We start from the raw sequence: 21,704 nt of genomic DNA, 5'->3' as shown, positions 1-21,704 counted from the left end.
TTTGTTAACTTTGCAACCATAAACTTTGCAAACCTAACCAATGTACGAGAAGACATACCCGAGTAAGCGCTTTAACATTACCTTACAGTTTTTAAAAAAACACATCACTACTTCTGAAACTATTTTGGATTTAGGTGTGCCCAATCCGTTTTCCAAAATCATGGAAGACAATGGCTATACCGTTAAAAATACCAAAGGCGAAGATGTTGACAATGACCAATCGGCGTTGCAAAGTGAAAGCTACGAAGTGTTTACCGCATTTGAAATCTTCGAACATTTACTCAATCCCTATACCGTTTTACAAAACGTAAAAGCCGACAAAGTTCTTATCTCGATTCCGTTACGCTTGTGGTTTTCTCCGGCTTACCGAAGCAAAACCGACATGTGGGACAGGCATTACCACGAATTTGAAGATTGGCAGCTCGACTGGCTTTTGGAAAAGGCTGGTTTTAAAATTGTGGACCGCGTGAAGTTCACCCATCCGGTGAAGAAATTGGGTTTCCGTCCATTACTACGATGGATTACGCCAAGGTATTATTTGGTTTACGCTGAAAAGGAAAAATAATGAACTACTACATTGTCATTCCGGCGCACAACGAAGAAGCTTTTATGGCTTTGACTTTGCAGTCATTGGTGGAACAAACTGTTTTGCCAGCCAAAGCCGTGATTGTGAATGATAATTCTACTGATAAAACTGCTGAAATTGTTTTGGCTTTCGCCGAAAAACAGCCGTGGATTTCTTTGGTCAATAAAACTTCCGACACGATCCATTTGCCCGGAAGCAAAGTGATTCAGGCGTTTCAAAAAGGATTGGAAACTTTAGATAACAATTATGATTTGATTGTCAAAGCTGATGCCGATTTGATTTTTCCTCCAAACTATTTTGAAACGATTATCAAACATTTCCAATCAGATGACAAAATCGGAATGGTTGGCGGCTTTGCCTACATCGAAAAAAATGGCGACTGGATACTTGAAAACCTAACCGACAAAGACCACATCCGCGGTGCATTTAAAGCCTATCGAAAGGAAACTTTCGAGCAAATCGGCGGATTAAAACCGGCCATGGGTTGGGACACCGTTGACGAACTCCTCTGCAAATTCTACGACTGGAAAGTCGTAACCGATGAAACCTTAAAAGTAAAACACCTCAAACCTACCGGAGCCAATTACAATAAAACAGCGCGTTACAAACAAGGTGAAGCTTTTTATTCTTTGGGTTATGGATTTGTCATTACATCCATTGCCTCACTCAAACTCGCGATGCGAAAAGGAAAACCATTATTGTTCTTAGATTATATCAAGGGGTTTTGGAAAGCCAAATCGGCTAATAAACCGTTATTGGTGACCAAAGAACAAGCGCAATTCATCCGCAGTTATCGTTGGAAAAAGATGAAAGAAAAGTTGATTTGAGGATTTGAAGATTTGAAGATTTGAAAATCGAGTAATCTTGAAGTGAAAGGATTTTCAAATTTTCAAATTGGTACATTTTCAAATTAATTATCACTATTTTTGACAATATTTTAATTCTATGATGTTAGTCCGCTATTTGTCGCAAATAGGAAAATATTTCTTGATGTTGAAAGAAGTATTCAACAAACCCACGAAATGGTCGGCCATGAGGCAATTAATTTTTAAGGAAATTGATGATTTAATCATTGATTCGCTTGGGATTGTTTGTTTCATTTCGTTCTTTGTTGGTGGCGTAGTTTCCATCCAGACGGCATTGAACCTAACCAATCCGTTAATTCCGAAATACCTCATCGGTTTTGCAACCAGACAATCGGTAATCTTAGAATTTGCCCCAACATTCATTTCCATCATTATGGCGGGAAAAATGGGTTCATTTATCACCTCAAGCATAGGAACAATGCGAGTTACGGAGCAAATTGACGCTTTGGAAGTAATGGGTGTGAATTCACTAAACTATTTGGTTTTCCCCAAAATAATAGCGCTGTTACTCTATCCGTTTGTGATTGGAATTGCAATGTTCCTCGGCGTTTTCGGCGGTTGGATTGCCTGTGTTTATGGCGGATTTGCTTCGAGTAATGAATTCGTTACCGGAATACAACAGGAATTTATTCCGTTTCATATTGCCTATGCCTTTATCAAAACCTTTGTCTTTGCTATGATATTGGCCACGATTCCATCGTTTCACGGCTATTATATGAAAGGCGGCGCTCTGGAAGTTGGTAAAGCCAGTACGGTTTCCTTTGTATGGACCTCAGTGACTATTATTTTGGCCAATTATATATTAACGCAATTACTTTTGACCTAATGATAGAAGTAAAAAACATCGAAAAGTCATTTGGAGACAGCAAGGTATTAAAAGGGATTTCGACCGTTTTTGATACCGGAAAAACCAATTTGATCATTGGCCAAAGTGGCTCGGGAAAAACAGTATTGCTCAAGAGTTTGCTTGGAATTCATTCACCTGATAAAGGCACGATTGCTTTTGACGGCAGGATTTATTCTGATTTAACGCCGGATGAAAAGAGAACTTTGCGTACCGAAATTGGAATGGTATTTCAGGGAAGTGCGCTTTTTGACAGTATGACGGTGGAAGAAAATGTAGGTTTTCCATTGAAAATGTTTACCAATAAAACGGCTGCTGAAATCAAGGAGCGCGTGGATTTTGTTATCAACCGTGTGAATTTGATTAATGCCAATCATAAAAAACCTTCTGAAATTTCGGGCGGTATGCAAAAACGTGTGGCGATTGCCAGAGCTATTGTAAACAATCCAAAGTATCTTTTTTGTGACGAACCAAACTCGGGACTTGATCCAAAAACAGCTATAGTTATTGATAATTTGATTCACGAAATCACCTTGGAATACAACATCACGACTGTCATCAATACGCACGATATGAACTCGGTGATGGAAATCGGTGATAAGATTATTTTCCTCAAAGAAGGTGTTTTGGCCTGGGAAGGAACCAAAAAAGAAATCTTCAAAACCGATAATGAAGCCATTACCGATTTTGTGTATTCTTCCAATCTTTTCAAGAAAATCAGAAAGGCACAGAACAGGGAAGATTTATAAGTTATCGATTATCACTGACAAAAACCCAGCCTACTTTATTTTCTCCGGTTCTTAAACTGAGAATGTAGTAATAAGTCGAATCGGGCAATCTTTCGCCTTTCATGTTTTGGCCATGCCACTCATCAATGTAGTTGTTTTTCTCGTATACTTTTCTGCCCCAGCGGTTGTAGATTTCAATTCGGTCGACTTCAAAACCTGAGAGGTTAAAACTGTCATTGGTCGCATCATCATTCGGCGTAATCACATTCGGAATATAACAAATGGTTCGCACCACATCAATCGATTGGGTTGCCGAACATCCGTCAACGGTAATCGTCAGATTGTACAAACCGGTTTCTTCTCCGGTAATTAAAATCGGATTTTGGTTATCGGTAAAATTATTAGGTCCTGTCCAGGCATAATTGGCCGTTAAAGCATCAAACGAGTTGTTAATTGGCGTCGCCGTAACCACATACTCATTTTCTATACAATCCTGGCTCAATTCAAATTCCGGCAAAGGATTTACGAAAACTTCAACACTTGAACTTCCCGACAAACAGCTGTTTTGCGTTGCCGTAACCGAATACGTTCCGTTATTCGCCACCGTCAGATTATTGATTAAAGGGTTTTGATCGGATGAAGTAAATCCATTCGGACCAGTCCATTGGTAGGTTGCATTGGGAATATTGGTTGCATAAAGGTTTAAACTTGCGCCTTCACAAGCCAAAGCTCCTGCGGTCGCAGTTGGAATTTGCGGTATCTCATTAATCGTAATATTAATAAAGGATTCTTCAAAAACACCACAAGTGCCATCAACATGGTATCTGAATTCATAACTACCGTAAGGCACTGTCGTTGAATTCCAAATATTATTGCTGAGCGTTCCGCTAGATGTCATTTCAGACCAAGTTCCATCCGTATCATAGCTGCCTTGTAAAAGCGTAAATAAATTAATGTTACCCTGGCTTCCGCAATAGTCAAAAGAACCCCCGTTTCCGGCATTAGGAGGTATATTACTGATGTTAATGGTATAATCCAACACTTGATTCAAACAAGAACCCGGATTATTGATATAGGTTATCCTAACATGGTAAGTTCCGTTATGAACCACCGAATTAAAAGGTGTGAACGTCAGGGAACTTGAAGTACTCAGGATAGTCGTTGTATTATTGTCTTTCCACCATTCATATTGAAAAAAGGCAAAATCGGGTACGGTTAAAGTCAGGTTTTCTCCATCACAGGTTATCGCATTCGCCTGGATTGCCAATGGATTAGGGCTCAAAATCTCAAAAGCGCTGTTTAGTAAATTCCCACAGGCATCTTCAACCTGAAAGTTGTATGTCGCAGGTTGCAAACCGGTAAAAATATTTGAATTCCCGTTTTCAACTAAAAAAGGATCTCCGTTTCTGGTGGTAATTCTATACAACAACGGGTTAAACCCTTCTGCCAGAACAATCACTTCAAAGGTAGTGCCACAGGAAACAGAATACACATCATTAATACGCGGCAGTCCGTTAAAGTCAAATTCGTGAATGGTTTTAAAACAATCGACAAGAACAGGATTGTTCGCCTCAAAACTCTCGAATACCTTTAATATCCTGAAATGTCCTTGGTAGGCTAAATTATAATTGATGCTGTTATTGTTCAACGGCACTGAATTGAGCGGACTCGGATATGTTCCGTTAATATAAACCACACCGGTTAAGGGATGACCCCAAGTGTTGGTTAGGGTGTCGAGTTTTTGCAACCAATAAGAAGTAGTTTCTATAGTACTGTTACTCGTATTGTTTAAATCCAGATTAAACGAACCACAATTTGGCGTAATGATAACATTGGTATTATCCTGATGACCTTGTATCGTCACAGTAGTGTTATAGATATTATTACAAAGATCCAAAGATTGTATCACATAAGTTCCTGGAGGAAGCATATCTAAAACCAGTGCCATGGTTGCTCCGTTTGCAACCAAACTCCCAGTCAGATTAAGTGGCAAAGTAGCTCCATAAGCTGCCGGAGCAGATGTCATGGTTATCATATTAAATTGTCCTGCCAGCTTAAATGAACCAAAACCATCCTGACATCCTTCTGACACAGTCAAAACCGGAATCTGTGGCGCTGGCGCAATGACCACTACAACAGGTTGCGGTTGACCACATAAATCAAGCGCATCAAATGTATACGTTCCAACCGGTATATTCTCGAAAGTGATGTAATTGGCAGAATTTATCAAACTGGTATAATCATGCGGCAAAGGAAAATCATCATACGCCGGTGGAGCAGAAATCAATACCAGTCCCAAAATTCCATTGATGATTACTGAACCGGTAACACAATTCACATTGTATATAAAAACAAATGGCGGTGCTACTTCGGGAATGATTATATCAACTGTAAAAGTTTCCGGGTTTCCACAAACATCTATGGTGTTAAACACATAAGTTCCTTCAATTAAACCACCAATCGTTACCGAATTATTATTGATTTGCCCGGTATAACTCTGTGGCAGCGAAGTCGTAAAACCTGAAGGTGCTGAAACCAGAGTGACAGCACTCACATTAAAGAAAGTGATTTGCTGATGGGTACAATCCTGAGGCAATACCATATATGAGGCCGAAACATCCAGATTATCAATAACTCCATTTAACGTATAAACCACACCACATCCATCCGTAATGGCAAAGGTGTAATTATAAGTTTGTCCCGGATACAAAGGAACAATTTGTGAAAAGGAAAAAAAGTTGGTTACGGTTTGCGTATAAGTAACTGGTGGTCCTGTTGGCGGATAAAGGGTTGTCACAACCTGCAACGGATATTTTACAACCCCGTTTGGCGGAGCCAAAACAGATTCAAAATCAGCGCCAATGCTAACGGTAGTACAACTGGCCAATGCCGGAGGATTTAATTCAAAAGTCAAAGCGGGATCGGACTCCAGTAAAGTAAAGGTTTGCACTACACCTTCACCACAATTGTCAAAAACCCTTATCTGATATACGCCGGCCGTCATGCCGGTAAAAATATTAGAGGCCTGCAATGGTCGAATCATCGGACCGGAAAAAATTTCATAATTCACAGCAGTTCCTGTCAACACATTAATCGTTATCACACCATCATTGCCACAAATTTCACGAATGCCGCTCACCTGATAGGTCAATGGTACAACCAAATCATCTATAACAATATCCTGTTGCTGGGTTCCGCTGTCGGCACCTAATGATTGTGTGGCTATCACACGATAAGTTCCAGCAATCAATCCGGTCAAAGTATTGGTTGATTGCACCGAAATTGGCGTAGCCAGATTGGGAAGTCGGTAAATGGAGTATAAAATCGTTGAGCCTGTTGTTGTGTTAGACACATTAAATGTCAGCGTTCCGTTGGCCGTACAGGTTTCATTGGTTCTGGTAACTGTTAGGGTGAAATTCGATAATTGACTAAAAATCAACTGGGTGAAAAGCAACAAAACAAAGGTAAACTTCAACTTTACATGGTCCATCTATATCTTATCTTAAACTTAAATTCTTAAGCGGAAGATACGACAAAATGCCATAGGTTGCGTAAATTCTTAGTTTCTGATTTTGAAAGATGAGTAAACGATGCTTTTGAATGAGTAAACGATACTTTTCAACTATAATTTGTTGGCCTGCTCTGTAATTTTCTTGATGTCCTGCTCCTTACTTTTAGGATAAATCATCAGTACATTCTCATTATCTACAATGATGTAATCATCTAAACCATCAATGACCACTAGTTTTTTAGCATCAGAGCGAATGATATTATTGGAAGCATTTTCCAAAATCACAGTGGCATTGACTACCGCATTGTTCTGATCATCTTTATCGAGTTTCTCGTGAAGCGAACCCCAGGTTCCTAAATCGTTCCAATCAAAAGTAGCCGGCAAAACATAAACGTTATTGGCTTTTTCCATCACAGCATAATCGATGGAAATATTTTCCGCTTTTGCATAATTGTCATGAATGAATTCATTTTCGCCTGAAGTATTATAGCTTTCTAAACCTTGTTGGAACAAAGCATTCATCTGTGGCTGGAATTTTTCAAAAGCTTCGGTCACCGACTTGACGCTCCAGATAAAAATACCACCATTCCAAAGGAAATTTCCGGCTTCCAAAAATGCTTTCGCAGTTTCATAATCGGGTTTTTCACGGAACTGGTTTACTTTTTTGATTGGGTTATTGTCATTTTTATCAAATTCTATATAACCAAAACCGGTATTCGGGAAGGTCGGTTGGATTCCCAAAGTCATCAAGGCATTTTCTTTTTGGCAAAAATCAAAACACTGCTGTAGATTATTGGCAAACTCATCTTCATCTTCTATCCAGTGATCGCTTGGCGCGACTACCATTACCGCATTGGGATTTTGTTTTTGAATTTTTAGCGAAGCATATAAAATACACGGCGCCGTATTACGCATGGCTGGTTCCAATAAAACCTGCTCCTGTTTTACCATAGGCAATTGTTCCAAAACCAAATCATTGTAGCGCTCGTTGGTTAGAATAAGTATATTTTCCACCGGAATCAACTTCGACAAACGACTAAAGGTTTTTTGAATCAAGGTTTCTCCCGAGCCCAACATGTCGTGAAACTGTTTTGGAAAATCAGTGGTACTTACCGGCCAAAATCGGGAACCAACACCGCCGGCCATTAATATTGCGTAATAATTGTTGTTCATTTCTTTTGAGTTGCAAAGTTACTTAGTAGCAGAGTTGCAAAGTTTTTTGATTATGGCTACAAATATATTTATAATAAACAAGACTTGAAGCAATGCAATCAACATCAATGTTATAATGATATAGAAATTATAATCTGTAGGATTCAACAAATCATCAATATTATTCACATTAGTAAACAATTGTAATGAATCCTGATAGTTAAAATAGAATAGTAATGCAGTCAAAAAAAGTGTTCCGAAAATATGACTGTTAGCTAAAACCATATTGACTGCAACTTTAAATTTGGTCATCATCCAATAAATAATCCCCGAAAAGGATAAAAGAACAATCAAAAACAAAATCATGTCATTTTTTGACATTACAAAATAAGTATCATGAACATTTACAGCAAAATTATCATCATCATTATTACCGACAATAAAATAACTCAACAATACTAATACTTCTGTAAACAACAGCAAATAAGGCTTTCTCTTGATCATATTATCCCGGAATGAGTTCAACTTCAGCGTTGGCATTAAACAAATACAGTCTTCCGGTTTTGACTTCCAAGCATTCATAGCGCTTAACACGCAAGCCTTTTTTCTGGAAAATCCTGCCATTTTTGATTCGGAAATAGCTACCGCTGGGCACTTCGTGTACAAAATGGATATCGGGTTTGCGCTCGTCAAATTGTTTTAGGGCAAAAGCCAATCGGGCATCGGTATCACTACTCGCCGTTGGATTCCTAAAATGATTGGCTACCAAAGGCAACACCGAATGTGGAAAAATCTCCGGCCGAATAAACGGCAGCATCAATTTTTGAAACGTATGCTTCCATTCATTGCCATGCGGTTTGATCAATCTTCCGAATTTTTCATACGCTACCAAATGGGCAATTTCGTGTACCAATGTGATTAAAAATCGGTATTTATTCAAATTGGCATTCACCGTAATTTCATGCTTTCCTCCTACGGCTCTGCGATAATCACCATGACGCGTTTGGCGCTCGTTGACGATTTTCAAATGCACATTGTTGCTTTTGATTAACTCAAAGCAAGGCTGAACAGAATGTTCGGGAAGGTATTTTTGAAGGACTTCGCTCAAAGAATTATGAGTTATAAATTATGAGTTATGGCGTTGATGATGAAACTTGGATTACTTTCCCATTGTGGTATTTGTTTCCTGTCAGAGCAAAATTAAAAATATAATCGGCCATTTCTGCTGCCGAAATCTGGGCTTCATATCCCGGAAAAGCTTCCTGAAGCATTTCGGTATTTACCGCGCCTAGTGCCAAAACATTAAACGCAATGCCTTGCTCTTTGTATTCTTCCGCCAACAATTCTGAAAGCGTAATCACGGCACCTTTGCTCGAACTGTACGCTGCCAATCCGGCGAATTTCATGCTGCCCTGAATGCCGCCCATCGAACTGATGGAAACCACATGGCTCCCTTTTTCCAAATACGGCAAGCAAACACGCGTCAAATTGGCCACACCAAAAACATTAACCCGGTAAACACTTTCAAAATCAGATTGTGAAGTTTGCGAAAAAGGTCTGTTCACCAAACTTCCGGCGTTGTGAATGATGATATCGACATGTTTCCAAGCACTGGAAAGAAATTTTTCGACTTCGGCTAATTCTTCTTCTTTACCCAAATCAACGGAAAGACAAGTGATGTTTTCGTTTTCAATTAGGGCTTGAGGTGTTTTTCTGGAAATGGCTAAGACTTGGTGTCCGGCTTTGGCAAATTGCAACGCCAATTCGTAACCAATTCCTCTTGAAGTTCCAGTAATAATAATGTTCTTCATTGTGTGTTTTTATATGGTAAATATAGCAAAACTTAGGAAATGAAATCAGTTGATATGCTTTCGGTAAAACTTTATCGATTGCAGAATTCCAAATCCCACAAACACCAGCGGAATAATGATTTGCATTAAATATTTGGCCAAAAAATCAACATTCGAGGAGAAATAATGCAATGCCAAAATCAGCGTCAGCATGCCACAAAAAGTACCGGCTATGGTTCCAACGACAAAAACATATTTTCTCGCGCCTGAAATCTCTATGTGTTTTCCATTCAGCAAATACAGATTCCAACCGGTCCAAAACGGAATCTGGATAAAATTGAGGCAGCTCAATACGATTCCCAAAACAAATGGTACATAATCAAATGAAGTGGTAAAATCACTTTTGGATTTGGCACTCGAATAAAAAACATACGCCAACAAAAACATAAACACAATGGAAAAACCTTCGATGTACTTGGTCAGTTTTACATTGGCCGCCAGTTTATTGGCAAAAATCAAGGTGAAATAAATCACAAAAAACTCAATGAGGATAACGCCCAATAAATACAACATCGTGGGCATTAAACCCGACTTTTGATACACCTGAAAACCAACGACATTCAAATAGCCCAAAGGAATCGACCCGATGAAACTCACCAGAAAACCAACGACTATGTTTTTGAGATTTTGCATCAAAAGTGGACTATTTTGTTGGATTGCTCCAAATGCAGGTTGTATTGTTCCATCCCGATTTTATGTGGCAAATAAGCAAATCCGCGTTTGTGGTTGGCCACACTGATTTCGAACATATAAGTAATATGCCGTGCCAATTCCTTCCACGCAAAAAAGAGTGAATGTTTTGGATCGTAAATGTGCGTTGGTTCACTCGCTGCACCATTCAATTCAACAACCGAGAAGTTTTTCCCTTGTTCCAATTCTTCCCAGGTATTGTACATCAAATCCATTCTCCCAAAATAAAACTCATCGATTTGCAAGCACATATCGTCAATGATTTTGGTCAATTGTGGCGAAATCAAATGGCTGTAATCCAAAAATTTGGCGCCACGCGCATGATTGCCATAGGGAACCAAATTGCGTTTTTCGCCTTTGGCTAAAATATCCTTGAGCTTATTACCATATTCTCTTTGCAACGCTTTCAACTGAAACTCATAACGCGGATTGGCCTTCAATAATTCCTCAACAGTTGAACAACCATCGCCTTCAACAATCAGGAATTCTTTGGCTACAATTCCGGTAATCCTGCCGTGCTTTTCATGAGGATAACGCACATAAAAAATCCCGACTTCATTGGGAAACGGAATCAAATCCTGCACTAAATAATCGAAATTGGCTTTGCTGTGATAGCTTTTTAAATCGTCAAGATTATTGATTTTTTTGACTGCCGAACCACGCAGGCCGATATCGGGCTTCGCGATAAACGGAAAATCGATTTTAGAATTATTGAGTATATTTTCAACCTCTTCAAAAGGCTGTTTCTCTTTGACAAATTTGGTTTTGGGATAAAAATGCTGCGGAATCAAATCATAGATTTCAATTTTGCTGTCCATGATGAATCCGCCGTTGCGCATCGTTGGATTACAGGCATTGAAAAAGAAAATCGTTCTTGCTTTCAACGCATAATACGCCCACAGGAAATAAATAGGAATATATACAATCTGGAATGGCCAATATTCCCAGTGGAATAATTTGTGGAAAAATAGTCTCAAGAATGATGAGTTAAAAGTTGTTATACCGAAATAAAGATATTGGAAAAATCCCGTTCGGCAATCAAATCATTGTAATGAATGGTAACTTTATTCATTTCGATGACCGTTTGCGTGATACTCAGTGTTTTTAAAATATCATTTCGGTTGATAACCAAACCATGTTCGGTGTTGCCTTCTTCGGTATAGCGGTGAAAATTGAACAATTCTTCTTCATTGACTTCGGGCTTGGTATCGAGAAAAGTATAAAACCAGTTGGCTCTTTTTTCTCTGATTGCCGCCGGATATAAAGTCGATGACGACCAAATATGACTTTCATTGGTATTCAATTCCAAAGTACTTTTCTCCAATTCATTCCAGCGCAGCTGATAGAGTTTTTGGTTTTCGAATAACACTAAAGTAAACGGTTCGATATCGCTTAAATCAGTTTCCTGCCAAGCCTGAAATGGTGATTCGCTGCTGATTAAATCAAGCACAATCAAACCGCGGCTTTTTCGGTAACCGTCTTTTAAGACATGTTTTTCTTCGGCACCATTTAATAAGACTAAAACATTGGAATGTTCGTCGATGGCATACCAAGTGCCACCGGCTTTGTTGTCTTTGGGAAAAATGACTTTCTTGTTATTGATGAGATAATTTTTAGGCTCAATAGCATTAGGTCTTAAAATCTTTTCATCACGATTGGACGTAATGATGATTTTACCATTGGCATTGACAAAACTTACTGTGCACATTGTTTTCGGTATTCTATGGTAGAACGCGCCACGCCAAAATCGGCATCAACATCAATCGTTTTGGATTGGATAATCGCCACTTTGATCAACGCCTGATGGTGGATGCAATGTTCCAGATTGTACAACAACTCACGGTGGTAATTGCTTTCAATCAGCAATTCTTCGCCATCGACAATTTGTTGCAATTGCAGATTTTTATTGGGTTTGTCTACCTGGCTCATGATGGTATCGATACATTCTTTGGCGAAAGCCGTATTGGTCTGAATCGCATAATCCCGTTTGCGGTTGTCATAATTGACCACGCCATTTTCATACTGATTTTCGAGACATTGAAACATCTCAATAATGTGTCGGGTATGTTCGCCGATAGTGGCATTACTCAAGTCGTGACAGGGACAACAATAGTCGTCATCGGAGAGTTTCGATACTAAATCGGATAACTCGTTGAGGGTTTTGTGAATGGCCGGAATGAGCATATATAGTTCTGTTTGTTTATTGTTATAGTTACGATTTCTGCCAGAAAACAGTTTTCTACAGTTTAAATCGCAATAAATCCGGAATTCTATTTCGTTCCGCAAACACCAGCAGCAAACAGCTTGCCAAAGTGATTACAGCCAAAATAAATAACGTTCCACCATCATTTTGCACTTCGATTCCTAACACAAATATATGAGAAAAAATCGCACCTAACATCGTACCCATTCCTAAAAGTGCGCCAAGCAGTGTTGTTCTCGGAATTAAAATCAAAATGGAAGCGATTAATTCGACCACGCCTGAGCCAATTCGGCCAAAAGGTTCAATGCCTAAAGTTTGGAAAATATACACACTTTCCTCGGCACCGGTGAATTTGAAATATAAAGTTTGGACTAGGATTACCACAGCTACCAGCTTGACAATCCAGAGTATAATTGGGTTTTTCATTCTAGATTTTTAGATCGTTAGACTTCTTGGAATAATTACTTTGCGCTGATTTTCTTCCAGTTGGCATCGGCTTTTTTCTTCAGATTGGATTCGTCTTTGTTCCAACTTTTCAAGGTATTGTTGAAATAGGCGTTGTAAAACAAATAGAGTTTGCCGTCTAAAACTTTGAACGTTTCCGGGTTGATTTCTACTTTTTCGCCGTTGGCGCCCATGGCATAAGCACACCAACCTCCATATTGTGGTTCGTAGCCCAAAGGATTTTTGGCAAAAGCATCTTTGTTGGCTTGAGAAGAAAAATAATAGGTTACGCCTTCATAGGTTGACGCAATTTCTTTTTTGCCTTTTACAGCTTTTTTCTGCGTAAAATAGGCCACAGGATCATAACCCTGAATGGCTACTTTTTTGTCCAGATTGAAATGAGCTGCTCTTGAAGTTTGAGCGAAACCTGTTGCTGAAATAAAAGCGATTAACAGGATTAAAATTTGCTTGTTCATGATGTTTAGTTTTTAAATTATCTGATTTGATAAAGCAAAAGTAAAGCGCAATGAAAAGTAGTTTTGTCGGGTAGTTTACAATTGGGGTGAAATAATTCTAAAGCTTCGAAATATCCTCAATAATAATCTCTTTCCTGCCATAATACATCAGGCCGTTTTCTTCCAGTTCATTGAGTAAAACCGTAGCGGTTTGGCGTGAGGTACAGATGATTTGGGCAATGTCGTTTTGCGTCAGGTAGTTTTGAATGGTAACCCTGTTGCCTTCCCTTTTACCATCACGTGCTGCCCAATCCTTGATAAACGTGAGCAATCGAGTCTTGGCATCTTTGGAAACCAGGTTGGCATAATTGTTTTTGATGCGCTTTAATTTGAGCCCGACAAACTTGGTATAGGACAGCGCCAGGCTTGGATTGCGCAACAACAAATCCTCAAAATCGGATAAGAGAAAACTGCAGATGATGATGTCATCGGTTAAGGCTTTGGCATATTCATTGGAATTTCGGTCACTGTCGAGTTCGAGTTCGCCAAACAAATCACCTTTTTCGATAATGTCCTTGATGGTTTCGTTACCTTCTTCATCGACTGAGACAATCTTGATATTCCCTTTTTTGAGTAAAAAAACACGTGGTAAATCTGAAGAAGAAAAATAAATGATGTCGCCTTTTTTGGCTTTCTTAAAACCAGTGATGATACACAACTGCTTGATTTGGTTCATGCTCAATGTCCAAAACAACTTGTGATCGCGTAGGTACCAATATTTTAATTCTTCATACATATTGTAAAAGTATACATTTTATCCAATAAAAAACCCTTTCGTTGCTGAAAGGGCTTTTTGGTTATAAACGACTTCTCTATACATCCCGATTAGATCGTGACACTCGAAGTGACGATGCATTTCTATGAAACCAAACCTCTTGAAATTACAATTCGTTGGATTTCTGAAGTTCCTTCGTAAATCTGGGTGATTTTTGAATCACGCATCATACGTTCTACATGGTATTCGGCTACATAACCGTTTCCACCGTGGATTTGAACTGCTTCATTGGCCACTTCCAAAGCGATTTCGGAAGCATATAATTTGGCCATGGCACCAGAATGCGCAATGTCTTTTCCTTCGTCTTTTTCAGCAGCAGCTTTCATGATTAACAATTTGGCTGCCGTGATTTTCACAAACATATCGGCCAATTTGAACGCAATCGCCTGGTGTTTGAAGATTTCTTTGCCAAAAGCTTTACGGTCGTGTGAATATTTCAACGCCAATTCGTAAGCACCGGTGGCAATTCCCAAAGCCTGAGACGCAATCCCGATTCTTCCGCCGTTCAAAACGTTCATCGCAAAGTTGAATCCGAAACCGTCAGCGCCGATTCTGTTTTCTTTTGGAACCTTTACATCGCTAAACATCAACGAATGTGTATCGCTTCCGCGGATGCCCATTTTCTTTTCTTTTGGCCCGATTTCAAAACCAGCCCAACCTTTTTCCACAATAAAAGCATTGATGCCTTTGTGTCCTTTTTCCACATCGGTTTGTGCCATTACAAGATAAGTTGAAGCGGTTCCACCATTGGTGATCCAGTTTTTAGTACCGTTTAACAAATAGTAATCGCCCATGTCTTTGGCAGTTGTTTTTTGCGAAGAAGCATCACTTCCGGCTTCCGGTTCTGACAAACAGAAAGCACCGATCACTTCACCTTTGGCCAAAGGCACTAAATATTTCATTTTTTGTTCTTCCGAACAGTATTTTTCCATTCCGGCACACACTAGTGAGTTGTTCACTGACATGATTACCGCTGCAGACGCGTCAACTTTTGCGATTTCGGTCATCGCCAAAACATAAGAAACACTGTCTAATCCGGCGCCACCATATTTTGGATCTACCATCATTCCCAAGAATCCCAATTCCGCCATCATTTTGACTTGCTCGGTTGGAAACTTTGAGTGTTCGTCTCTTTCTATTACGCCAGGCAACAATTCCGCTTGAGCAAAATCTCTCGCTGCTTGTTGAATCATTAACTGTTCTTCGGTTAAATTAAAATCCATAAATTGTAACGATTATGTTTGTTGTTTCTTTAATTTTGGTGTGCAAAAATAGGATTTAAAAGTTAAAATTTCAAACGTTTTCGTAAATTTAGCCAATGTTGAAAGAAAGTTATACCGTTATCGGCGTCATGTCGGGCACATCGTTGGACGGCGTTGATTTGGCACATATTCATTTTAGGGTAATTGAAGGCAAATGGCAATACGAAATCCTTGAAAGTGAGACTGTTTCTTATAACGCCGATTGGTTAAACAAATTGCAAACAGCGGTTGATTTTTCGAAGGCAGAATTGACCCAACTCAATAAAGACTATACGGCTCTTTTGGGCAATATCATCAAAACCTTTATCAAAAAACACAAAATCAAAAAACTGGATGCCGTTTGCAGCCATGGCCATACGATTTTACACCAACCGCAAAACGGTTTTACGTTGCAGATTGGAAACCTGAAGGAAATTGCTACCATTGTTGGCGAAACCATCGTTTGTGATTTTCGGGTTCAGGATGTGAAGTATGGCGGTCAAGGCGCTCCATTGGTACCGATTGGCGACCGAATCCTGTTTTCCGATTATGATTACTGCTTGAATCTGGGTGGCTTTTCGAATGTGTCATTTGAGCACGAAGGCAAACGAATTGCGTTTGACATTTCGCCGGTGAACACCGTTTTGAATTTTTATGCTAACAAATTGGGCCTAGCTTATGACGACAAAGGCAATATCGCTCGCTCGGGCGAAACTGATATGACTTTATTGGAAGAATTGGACAGCTTGTCTTATTATCAAAAACCCTATCCAAAATCTTTAGGCTTTGAATTTGTCAAAACCGTTGTCCTGCCGTTGATGGAAAGCTATGACCTCAGTATTGAAGACAAAATGCACACTTTTATCAAACACATTGCGAAGCAAACAGCTTTTGCATTACCCGACAGACGAGGCGATATGCTTGTGACCGGCGGCGGTGCCTATAATACTTTTTTACTGGAAAGCATGCAGAATTATTTACCCGAGCTATCACTTGTGGTTCCAGATGCCAAAACGCTGGAATACAAGGAAGCGTTGATTTTCGCCTTGCTTGGCGTATTAAAATTGCGCAAGGAAATCAATGTATTGAGTAGTGTTACCGGTGCCAAAAAAGACCATTCTTCAGGAGTGATATTCAACATTTAATTCAACAAAACCAAATATGAAAAACATCAAACCCGTTTATTTGTACATCATCTCAGGCATCTTCAGTGGCATTTCAACTACTGTCGAAAAGAATACACCATTATATTACACCACATTGGTTCTGGGCGTAAGTTTCTTTATTTGGGCGGTTGCAAAACATTTTCGCAAGTCAAATTAAATTTGTTTTGGGTTTCGCTTAAAAAAAGAGAACTCCGAAGCATAACTTCAGAGTTCCCAATCTTAAAAAAAATCCAATCTTAATCACCCTTTACTAACTTTATTGTCTTATCTCCATCTGCAGTCGATGCTTTTACAAAATAAACACCACTGCTTAATGTTGACATATCTATTTGTTGAATGTTTTCTGATTTTTCAGTAAAAACCAACTGACCACTTATCGCATAAACCGCGACCGAAATAATTGGTTCAACAGAAGACAAGTTTAAAATATCCTGAACAGGATTTGGATACACATTGACCTGTGCTGCTGTAGGATTGTTTATGCCTAACGCAATTGTTTTTGTATAAAAATTACCCTGAGAACCACAAACATGGATTTTTGAACCAGCAACTACTGCATCATACAATGCAGGTTCTCCGTTAAATAGTGATTCATTGCCCCAACTCCAGGTTGCACCGCCATCATTTGATTCAAATATTAAATCGGGCGTACCTACAATCACAAGATTGTTGGCAGATGTCCAAACAACATCTCTCCAAATAGCGCCTTCAGCGACTGGCGATACACTTGATGATGTCCATGTTACACCACCGTCAGTTGTTTTAAGGATATTGGTTTCACAGGTTACAATACCCGTCATGTTATCATAAAAATTGATGCCTACCAATAAATTAGCCGGACTGTTATAAATGGTTGTCCATGTCAATCCAGCATCAGTTGATTTCATGATTTTTCCACCATTTGAAATCGCATAATACATACCATTTGCAGTGTGGGTAATTTTATATGGAATATCTGTTACTCCTGTGGCGGCAGTCCATGTTGCTCCGCCATCGGCTGTTACATAAATCGCTGTAGTCTCATCTAACTGCGCGCCAACCACTCCGTGGTTTTCGTCTATAAAATCTATGCTGGTGTAAATGTAAACGGGATTATTGCCTCCCGGATCCAAAGTAGTCCAGGTCACGCCCGCATCGGTGGTTTTGGCACAATACTGATTCCAGCCACAAACATAACCTGTAGCAGAATTGACAAAACTCATCGCTTCAATGCCTCTGTGCGTAGTGTCTGACCAAATCTGCGTCCAGGTAGTTCCACCGTCAACAGTTTTGAGGACAATACCGTTTCCGTTATAAGTATATTGTTCACCGGCAGCAAATCCAATCAGGTTTTGGTTATCTGGAAAAGCCATACCTCTAAAGATATATTGATAACTGGATAAGACATTTCTCTGCCATTGGGCAGACAAACAATTGGTGAAAAGGAAAGCACCTAAAAGGGTAATAAAAGTAATTTTTTTCATGGTTGTGTTAATGGTAAATTTGTGCCACAAACTTATCTTATATAACACTTCAAAAAAAGGGCAAGTCTGTTCAAATTCACGAAATCCGACAGTATAAAAAAATGGTAGAGCCTTAAAATCAAACTATTAATTGATTCTCTGATTTTAAGAAAAAGAGATTACTCCTCAATATGCTCCAGCTCTTTCTTCTCAATTTTGAGTTTTCTGAGTTTAAAATGAAGGGTTCTGGTTTTAAAAAACAGGACTGAAAGAAGCAATAATATGAGTCCTATAAATGCAATTTTATAATAAATTGCCTTTTTCATTATTTGATCCATTGCCGTCTCTTCATCTTTTTTGATTTGGGAAAGCAAATTATTTACCGATTGACTCTCGTTTGTCTTAATGGCGTTACTCGTTTCCTGATATTTGGCCGTATACAAACTATGCTTTTCACTGTTGTTTTGTGCCAAATAAATATCGGACAATCCCTGATAAATGCCCTGATTCAAAAACAGGTCATTGCTATTGGCGGAAGTTTTCAAAGCTTCATTCAGTTGAGCGATGGAAGCATCATAGTTGCCTTCGAGTATATTGACTTCGGCCAGTCCTTTATAGGCATAGGCTATACAGGTTTTGGCGTCAATTATTTTACCATACGTAATAGCTTGATTGTAACATATTCTTGCGGAATCCAACTGAGCGGAATTGGCAAAACAATTGGCCTTATTGCTACAGATGACACTCAGATTGGCATTAATTAAAGGATCATCCTGTGTTTTCTTATAATAATAAAGCGCCTTATTGAAATAATCCTGCGCAATATCACAACTCATTTGCTCCCGATAAATAAAAGCCCTTGAGGCATAATTGAATCCGAGTAATTTATCAAAGGATTTCTTTTGTTTGGATTTGGTAGCGATTTGCAATCCTTTATCGAGATAAGTCAATGACTTATCATATAATTTTAGTTGTTGGTACTGCAAACCGACGCGATTATATATCCTTATCTTAAAGAAATCATCTTTTACTTTAGGCAGTAATTTCAATGCATCGGTAGCATAATAGAGTGATTTGGTATAATTCCTTTTTGAGGAATAGGCCGTAGAAATCAGTATTGAGAATTGTATTTTGTTCTCTATGGTAATATTGTCACGTTGGATAATTTTCTCTGACTGGGTTATAACTTTGTCAGGGTTTCTATATAAGTCATAGGTAACTATTTCCAACAGGCTGTCAATTTCCTTCTGGGCATGACCGGACAGGCTAAAAAATATCAGCAAGAAAAGAAGATGGTTATTTATTTTACTTTTCATATCGCTTAATTTAGGCTCATGAGATTTTCCTCTTCAATTTTGTCCTTTGTCAAAAACTGAATAAAGACATTTGGGGTGATTCCGGTAATGTTTTTGAATACTGCCGAAAAGCTACTGTGTGTTGAAAAACCACATTCTTCCGCCAGATAACTCACTTTATAGGAAAGATAAATTGGATCTGTTTTGAGTTTGTTTACAATGTAATGAATACGCAATTCGTTGATATAAACATTGAAATTCTTCTCTTTATATTGGTTGATGACTTCCGAAAGGTATTTGGTATTGGTATCCAATTGGAACGCCAATTGTGCCAACGAAATATCGTTGCTTAAATAGGTATTCCCGTTTTCAAATTCGGCCAATTTACTCAGCAGCAATTCGTCAGTTTCTTTAGGTCTCTGATTACTTTTTAAAATAAGTTTGGCCGGCGTTTCCGGTTTAAGCTCTGCTTTTTTAATCAGCTTAATATAATTGACAATGTTAGAAGCATATTCAATTCGCGTATTGTAGTACCATCTGACAAACAACCCTATCCCGGCTATTGCCAAAGCCACGATTCCCAAAATCCACAGCAAACGATTTTCTTTTTCCTGTAATGCTGTTACAGTTGAAGTTTTCTGATTTTGAAATTTGTCAAAAGCACTATTGACCGCTAAGGTTTTTTCAATGTTTAATACATTAGCGGCAGCTGAAGACATTTGGCTGAACTCACGGTACTTTTCCTTGTTTTTAAGCACCAGATGATTCCTGGCCAGCCTTTCGTAAATTATTCCTTGAAAATAAGCGCTTTTAAATAGATTTTCTTTTTCGAGTGCAATATCCAATATTTTAGTGGCATTCTGATAATCCTTGTTTTTAAAATAGATTTCAGCATATTGTATTTCGGCAATCATTCGCCAATAAACACCAGAATCATTATGTTCAAGATCGGAGATATTTTTAGCAGCATAAAAAGAAGCTGAGTCCAACACTTCCTCATCAAGAAATTTCTGGGTCATTTGGGTGGCTACGGTTCCTTTTGTTAAGGACGCATATTCGCTTAGTTTATTTGGAGCGATTTCTTTTAATATCCTTCTGAAGTTGTCAAAGTCCGGAGTTTTTTTCGAATATAGAAGTTCGTGATTTTTAAGTTTATTTTCCAATCCCATATTGCCTATAGCGGCTCTTTTAGCCATGTTGAGATATTCACGGGAAGCTTCATATAAATTTAAAAAATTAAAAATCTCAACAGCCTGGAGTAATGTTTCAACCTGAATGGTTTTGTCTTCAATTTGTGGTAACCGTTTTATGGCGAGCATAATATTATCGACAGCTTGCGGGTACTTTCCTGTAATGAAGTAATAGTTAGCCAATATCGAATTGGATTGAACCAAAACCGCATTGGAATTATAATTGCGAAGAATGTATTCTGTAATTTTTAAGCTCTGTTCCGGATTTACAAATAATTCCTTTTTTGCCTTCTGAATCAATTCATTAGTTTCTTCCCCTTTTTGTGAAAACAAAAGGGTTGAACTGAGTAGAAAAACCATAATAAAAACTGAAAGCTTTTGCATAATACGGGATAAGTAACAAAAATAAAGCATTTAAACCAATTCACCGAACGCAAATCACTTTCTTGATACACGATTTCGCGAATTTGTAAAGACAATCATTACAACCTGATATGACTAAGGCATCACAATTTTGCCAAACCAATCCAACCAAAAAATAAATCCTGAAATGCCTCCGATTAAACCCGAGAGTATAAAAGTGAGCCTTTGCTTTTTAGGAACAATCCGGTAAATTACAAATGCTAAAACCAAGAATCCTATGGTGGCAAAAAATAAAGTCACCGACCAAGTCGGCCACTCTAAAAATCGGGCCATTCTGATTTCATCACTTCTTCCGGTTAATTTCCCTTTTTGAATCCAACGCGGAACGGATTGTAGAAAATTGAACGAAAACCGTAGCCAAAACAACGAAAGAAAAATCACAACCCATTGTTTTAAGGTAAGTGAAGTCGCATTTTGAAATGAGGCTCTTAATTTATAAATCAAAAACAAACCTATAATTCCAACCAGAATTGTCTGCAACGGACCGCCAAAGACAATCCAAAAACGCTTTACAGTAGTCAAAGGCGGCATCGATTCGGGTCTGTGCCAAGTCGCATAACCATAATGAATCTCAGCATCCAATCCATAAGCTTTGGCAACAAAATAATGACCGTACTCATGGGAAACAGTACCGATGACAGTGGCCAAAATAAATCCCAGTATCAAATAGATTAACAGTTTTATGTCGATTTTTAAATCCATTTAAATTTATTTGATGAATAACAAACTTACACATTTTTATATCTGGTTGATTAAACAATCCTTTGTACGTTTTTATGAATA

General features: G+C 38.6%; 23 protein-coding genes. 6 read left to right on the top strand and 17 right to left on the bottom strand.

Going from position 1 to position 21,704, the window contains the following annotated elements:
• The first annotated feature begins 40 nt into the window (after nucleotides 1-40).
• The 4 genes from P1K33_RS04430 to P1K33_RS04415 all read left to right on the top strand — a co-directional run bounded on the left by P1K33_RS04430 (nucleotide 41) and on the right by P1K33_RS04415 (nucleotide 3,045).
• Nucleotides 41-565 (top strand): class I SAM-dependent methyltransferase, encoded by a 525-nt coding sequence (locus tag P1K33_RS04430; protein WP_284651682.1) that lies wholly within the window; start codon nucleotides 41-43, stop codon nucleotides 563-565.
• Nucleotides 565-1,413, top strand: a complete 849-nt coding sequence (locus P1K33_RS04425; protein WP_284651680.1) for a glycosyltransferase family 2 protein — start codon at nucleotides 565-567, stop codon at nucleotides 1,411-1,413. Before P1K33_RS04430 ends, P1K33_RS04425 begins: the two co-directional genes overlap by 1 nt.
• A 118-nt stretch (nucleotides 1,414-1,531) precedes the next feature.
• A complete protein-coding gene (locus P1K33_RS04420) occupies nucleotides 1,532-2,278 on the top strand; it encodes an MlaE family ABC transporter permease (protein ID WP_284651678.1) in 747 nt (248 codons plus the stop codon).
• Nucleotides 2,278-3,045, top strand: a complete 768-nt coding sequence (locus tag P1K33_RS04415; protein ID WP_284651677.1) for an ABC transporter ATP-binding protein — start codon at nucleotides 2,278-2,280, stop codon at nucleotides 3,043-3,045. The genes P1K33_RS04420 and P1K33_RS04415 overlap by 1 nt, the downstream gene beginning before the upstream one ends.
• A gap of 1 nt (nucleotide 3,046) precedes the next feature.
• Here P1K33_RS04415 and P1K33_RS04410 read toward each other — a convergent pair whose 3' ends face one another.
• From P1K33_RS04410 to P1K33_RS04350, 13 genes are all read right to left on the bottom strand, one after another.
• Nucleotides 3,047-6,514 (bottom strand): T9SS type B sorting domain-containing protein, encoded by a 3,468-nt coding sequence (locus P1K33_RS04410; RefSeq protein WP_284651676.1) that lies wholly within the window; start codon nucleotides 6,512-6,514, stop codon nucleotides 3,047-3,049.
• A gap of 132 nt (nucleotides 6,515-6,646) precedes the next feature.
• Nucleotides 6,647-7,708 (bottom strand): mannose-1-phosphate guanylyltransferase, encoded by a 1,062-nt coding sequence (locus P1K33_RS04405; protein WP_284651675.1) that lies wholly within the window; start codon nucleotides 7,706-7,708, stop codon nucleotides 6,647-6,649.
• An 18-nt stretch (nucleotides 7,709-7,726) separates the two neighbouring features.
• Nucleotides 7,727-8,191: a hypothetical protein gene (locus tag P1K33_RS04400; protein ID WP_284651674.1), complete on the bottom strand. Its 465-nt coding sequence runs from the start codon at nucleotides 8,189-8,191 to the stop codon at nucleotides 7,727-7,729.
• Between the two features lies 1 nt (nucleotide 8,192).
• A complete protein-coding gene (locus P1K33_RS04395) occupies nucleotides 8,193-8,795 on the bottom strand; it encodes a SprT-like domain-containing protein (RefSeq protein ID WP_284651673.1) in 603 nt (200 codons plus the stop codon).
• A gap of 25 nt (nucleotides 8,796-8,820) precedes the next feature.
• Nucleotides 8,821-9,498 carry an SDR family NAD(P)-dependent oxidoreductase gene (locus P1K33_RS04390; RefSeq protein WP_284651672.1) on the bottom strand — a complete coding sequence of 226 codons (678 nt, stop codon included), beginning with the start codon at nucleotides 9,496-9,498 and terminating at the stop codon, nucleotides 8,821-8,823.
• Nucleotides 9,499-9,543: 45 nt separating this feature from the next.
• Entirely contained in the window at nucleotides 9,544-10,170 is a 627-nt protein-coding gene (locus P1K33_RS04385; RefSeq protein WP_284651671.1) for a hypothetical protein, read from the bottom strand.
• On the bottom strand, nucleotides 10,170-11,204 hold the full coding sequence (locus tag P1K33_RS04380; RefSeq protein ID WP_284651670.1) for an ATP-grasp domain-containing protein: 1,035 nt from the start codon (nucleotides 11,202-11,204) through the stop codon (nucleotides 10,170-10,172). Before P1K33_RS04380 ends, P1K33_RS04385 begins: the two co-directional genes overlap by 1 nt.
• A gap of 20 nt (nucleotides 11,205-11,224) precedes the next feature.
• A complete protein-coding gene (locus P1K33_RS04375) occupies nucleotides 11,225-11,935 on the bottom strand; it encodes an NRDE family protein (RefSeq protein ID WP_284651669.1) in 711 nt (236 codons plus the stop codon).
• The gene (locus P1K33_RS04370; protein ID WP_284651668.1) at nucleotides 11,923-12,411 is read right to left on the bottom strand and encodes a DinB family protein; all 489 of its coding nucleotides are present in this window, start codon (nucleotides 12,409-12,411) and stop codon (nucleotides 11,923-11,925) included. Before P1K33_RS04370 ends, P1K33_RS04375 begins: the two co-directional genes overlap by 13 nt.
• Before the next feature lie 55 nt (nucleotides 12,412-12,466).
• Complete coding sequence (locus P1K33_RS04365; protein ID WP_284651667.1) at nucleotides 12,467-12,856, bottom strand: DoxX family membrane protein; 390 nt, start codon at nucleotides 12,854-12,856, stop codon at nucleotides 12,467-12,469.
• 35 nt (nucleotides 12,857-12,891) lie between these two features.
• Complete coding sequence (locus tag P1K33_RS04360; protein ID WP_284651666.1) at nucleotides 12,892-13,350, bottom strand: YHS domain-containing (seleno)protein; 459 nt, start codon at nucleotides 13,348-13,350, stop codon at nucleotides 12,892-12,894.
• A 97-nt stretch (nucleotides 13,351-13,447) separates the two neighbouring features.
• Complete coding sequence (locus P1K33_RS04355) at nucleotides 13,448-14,125, bottom strand: Crp/Fnr family transcriptional regulator (protein WP_284651665.1); 678 nt, start codon at nucleotides 14,123-14,125, stop codon at nucleotides 13,448-13,450.
• Between the two features lie 122 nt (nucleotides 14,126-14,247).
• Nucleotides 14,248-15,387 (bottom strand): acyl-CoA dehydrogenase family protein, encoded by a 1,140-nt coding sequence (locus P1K33_RS04350; RefSeq protein ID WP_284651664.1) that lies wholly within the window; start codon nucleotides 15,385-15,387, stop codon nucleotides 14,248-14,250.
• Between the two features lie 95 nt (nucleotides 15,388-15,482).
• Here P1K33_RS04350 and P1K33_RS04345 point away from each other — a divergent pair, with 95 nt between their 5' ends.
• A complete protein-coding gene (locus P1K33_RS04345) occupies nucleotides 15,483-16,550 on the top strand; it encodes an anhydro-N-acetylmuramic acid kinase (protein WP_284651663.1) in 1,068 nt (355 codons plus the stop codon).
• Between the two features lie 16 nt (nucleotides 16,551-16,566).
• Nucleotides 16,567-16,728 carry a hypothetical protein gene (locus P1K33_RS04340; protein ID WP_284651662.1) on the top strand — a complete coding sequence of 54 codons (162 nt, stop codon included), beginning with the start codon at nucleotides 16,567-16,569 and terminating at the stop codon, nucleotides 16,726-16,728.
• Between the two features lie 79 nt (nucleotides 16,729-16,807).
• Here the strand turns inward: P1K33_RS04340 and P1K33_RS04335 are convergent, their stop codons facing one another.
• The 4 genes from P1K33_RS04335 to P1K33_RS04320 form a co-directional block, all read right to left on the bottom strand.
• Nucleotides 16,808-18,034, bottom strand: a complete 1,227-nt coding sequence (locus P1K33_RS04335; protein ID WP_284651661.1) for a YCF48-related protein — start codon at nucleotides 18,032-18,034, stop codon at nucleotides 16,808-16,810.
• Nucleotides 18,035-18,192: 158 nt separating this feature from the next.
• A complete protein-coding gene (locus P1K33_RS04330; RefSeq protein ID WP_284651660.1) occupies nucleotides 18,193-19,329 on the bottom strand; it encodes a tetratricopeptide repeat protein in 1,137 nt (378 codons plus the stop codon).
• A gap of 5 nt (nucleotides 19,330-19,334) precedes the next feature.
• Complete coding sequence (locus tag P1K33_RS04325) at nucleotides 19,335-20,858, bottom strand: helix-turn-helix domain-containing protein (protein WP_284651659.1); 1,524 nt, start codon at nucleotides 20,856-20,858, stop codon at nucleotides 19,335-19,337.
• Between the two features lie 138 nt (nucleotides 20,859-20,996).
• Nucleotides 20,997-21,623, bottom strand: coding sequence for a M50 family metallopeptidase (locus P1K33_RS04320; RefSeq protein ID WP_284651658.1), 627 nt, complete (start codon nucleotides 21,621-21,623; stop codon nucleotides 20,997-20,999).
• Between the last annotated feature and the right edge of the window lie 81 nt (nucleotides 21,624-21,704).

It is taken from the genome of Flavobacterium terrisoli (genome assembly GCF_030167905.1).
GTDB lineage: Bacteria > Bacteroidota > Bacteroidia > Flavobacteriales > Flavobacteriaceae > Flavobacterium > Flavobacterium terrisoli.
Note: the sequence above shows the minus strand (reverse complement) of the source record. Positions and strands in the feature narration are given on the sequence as shown.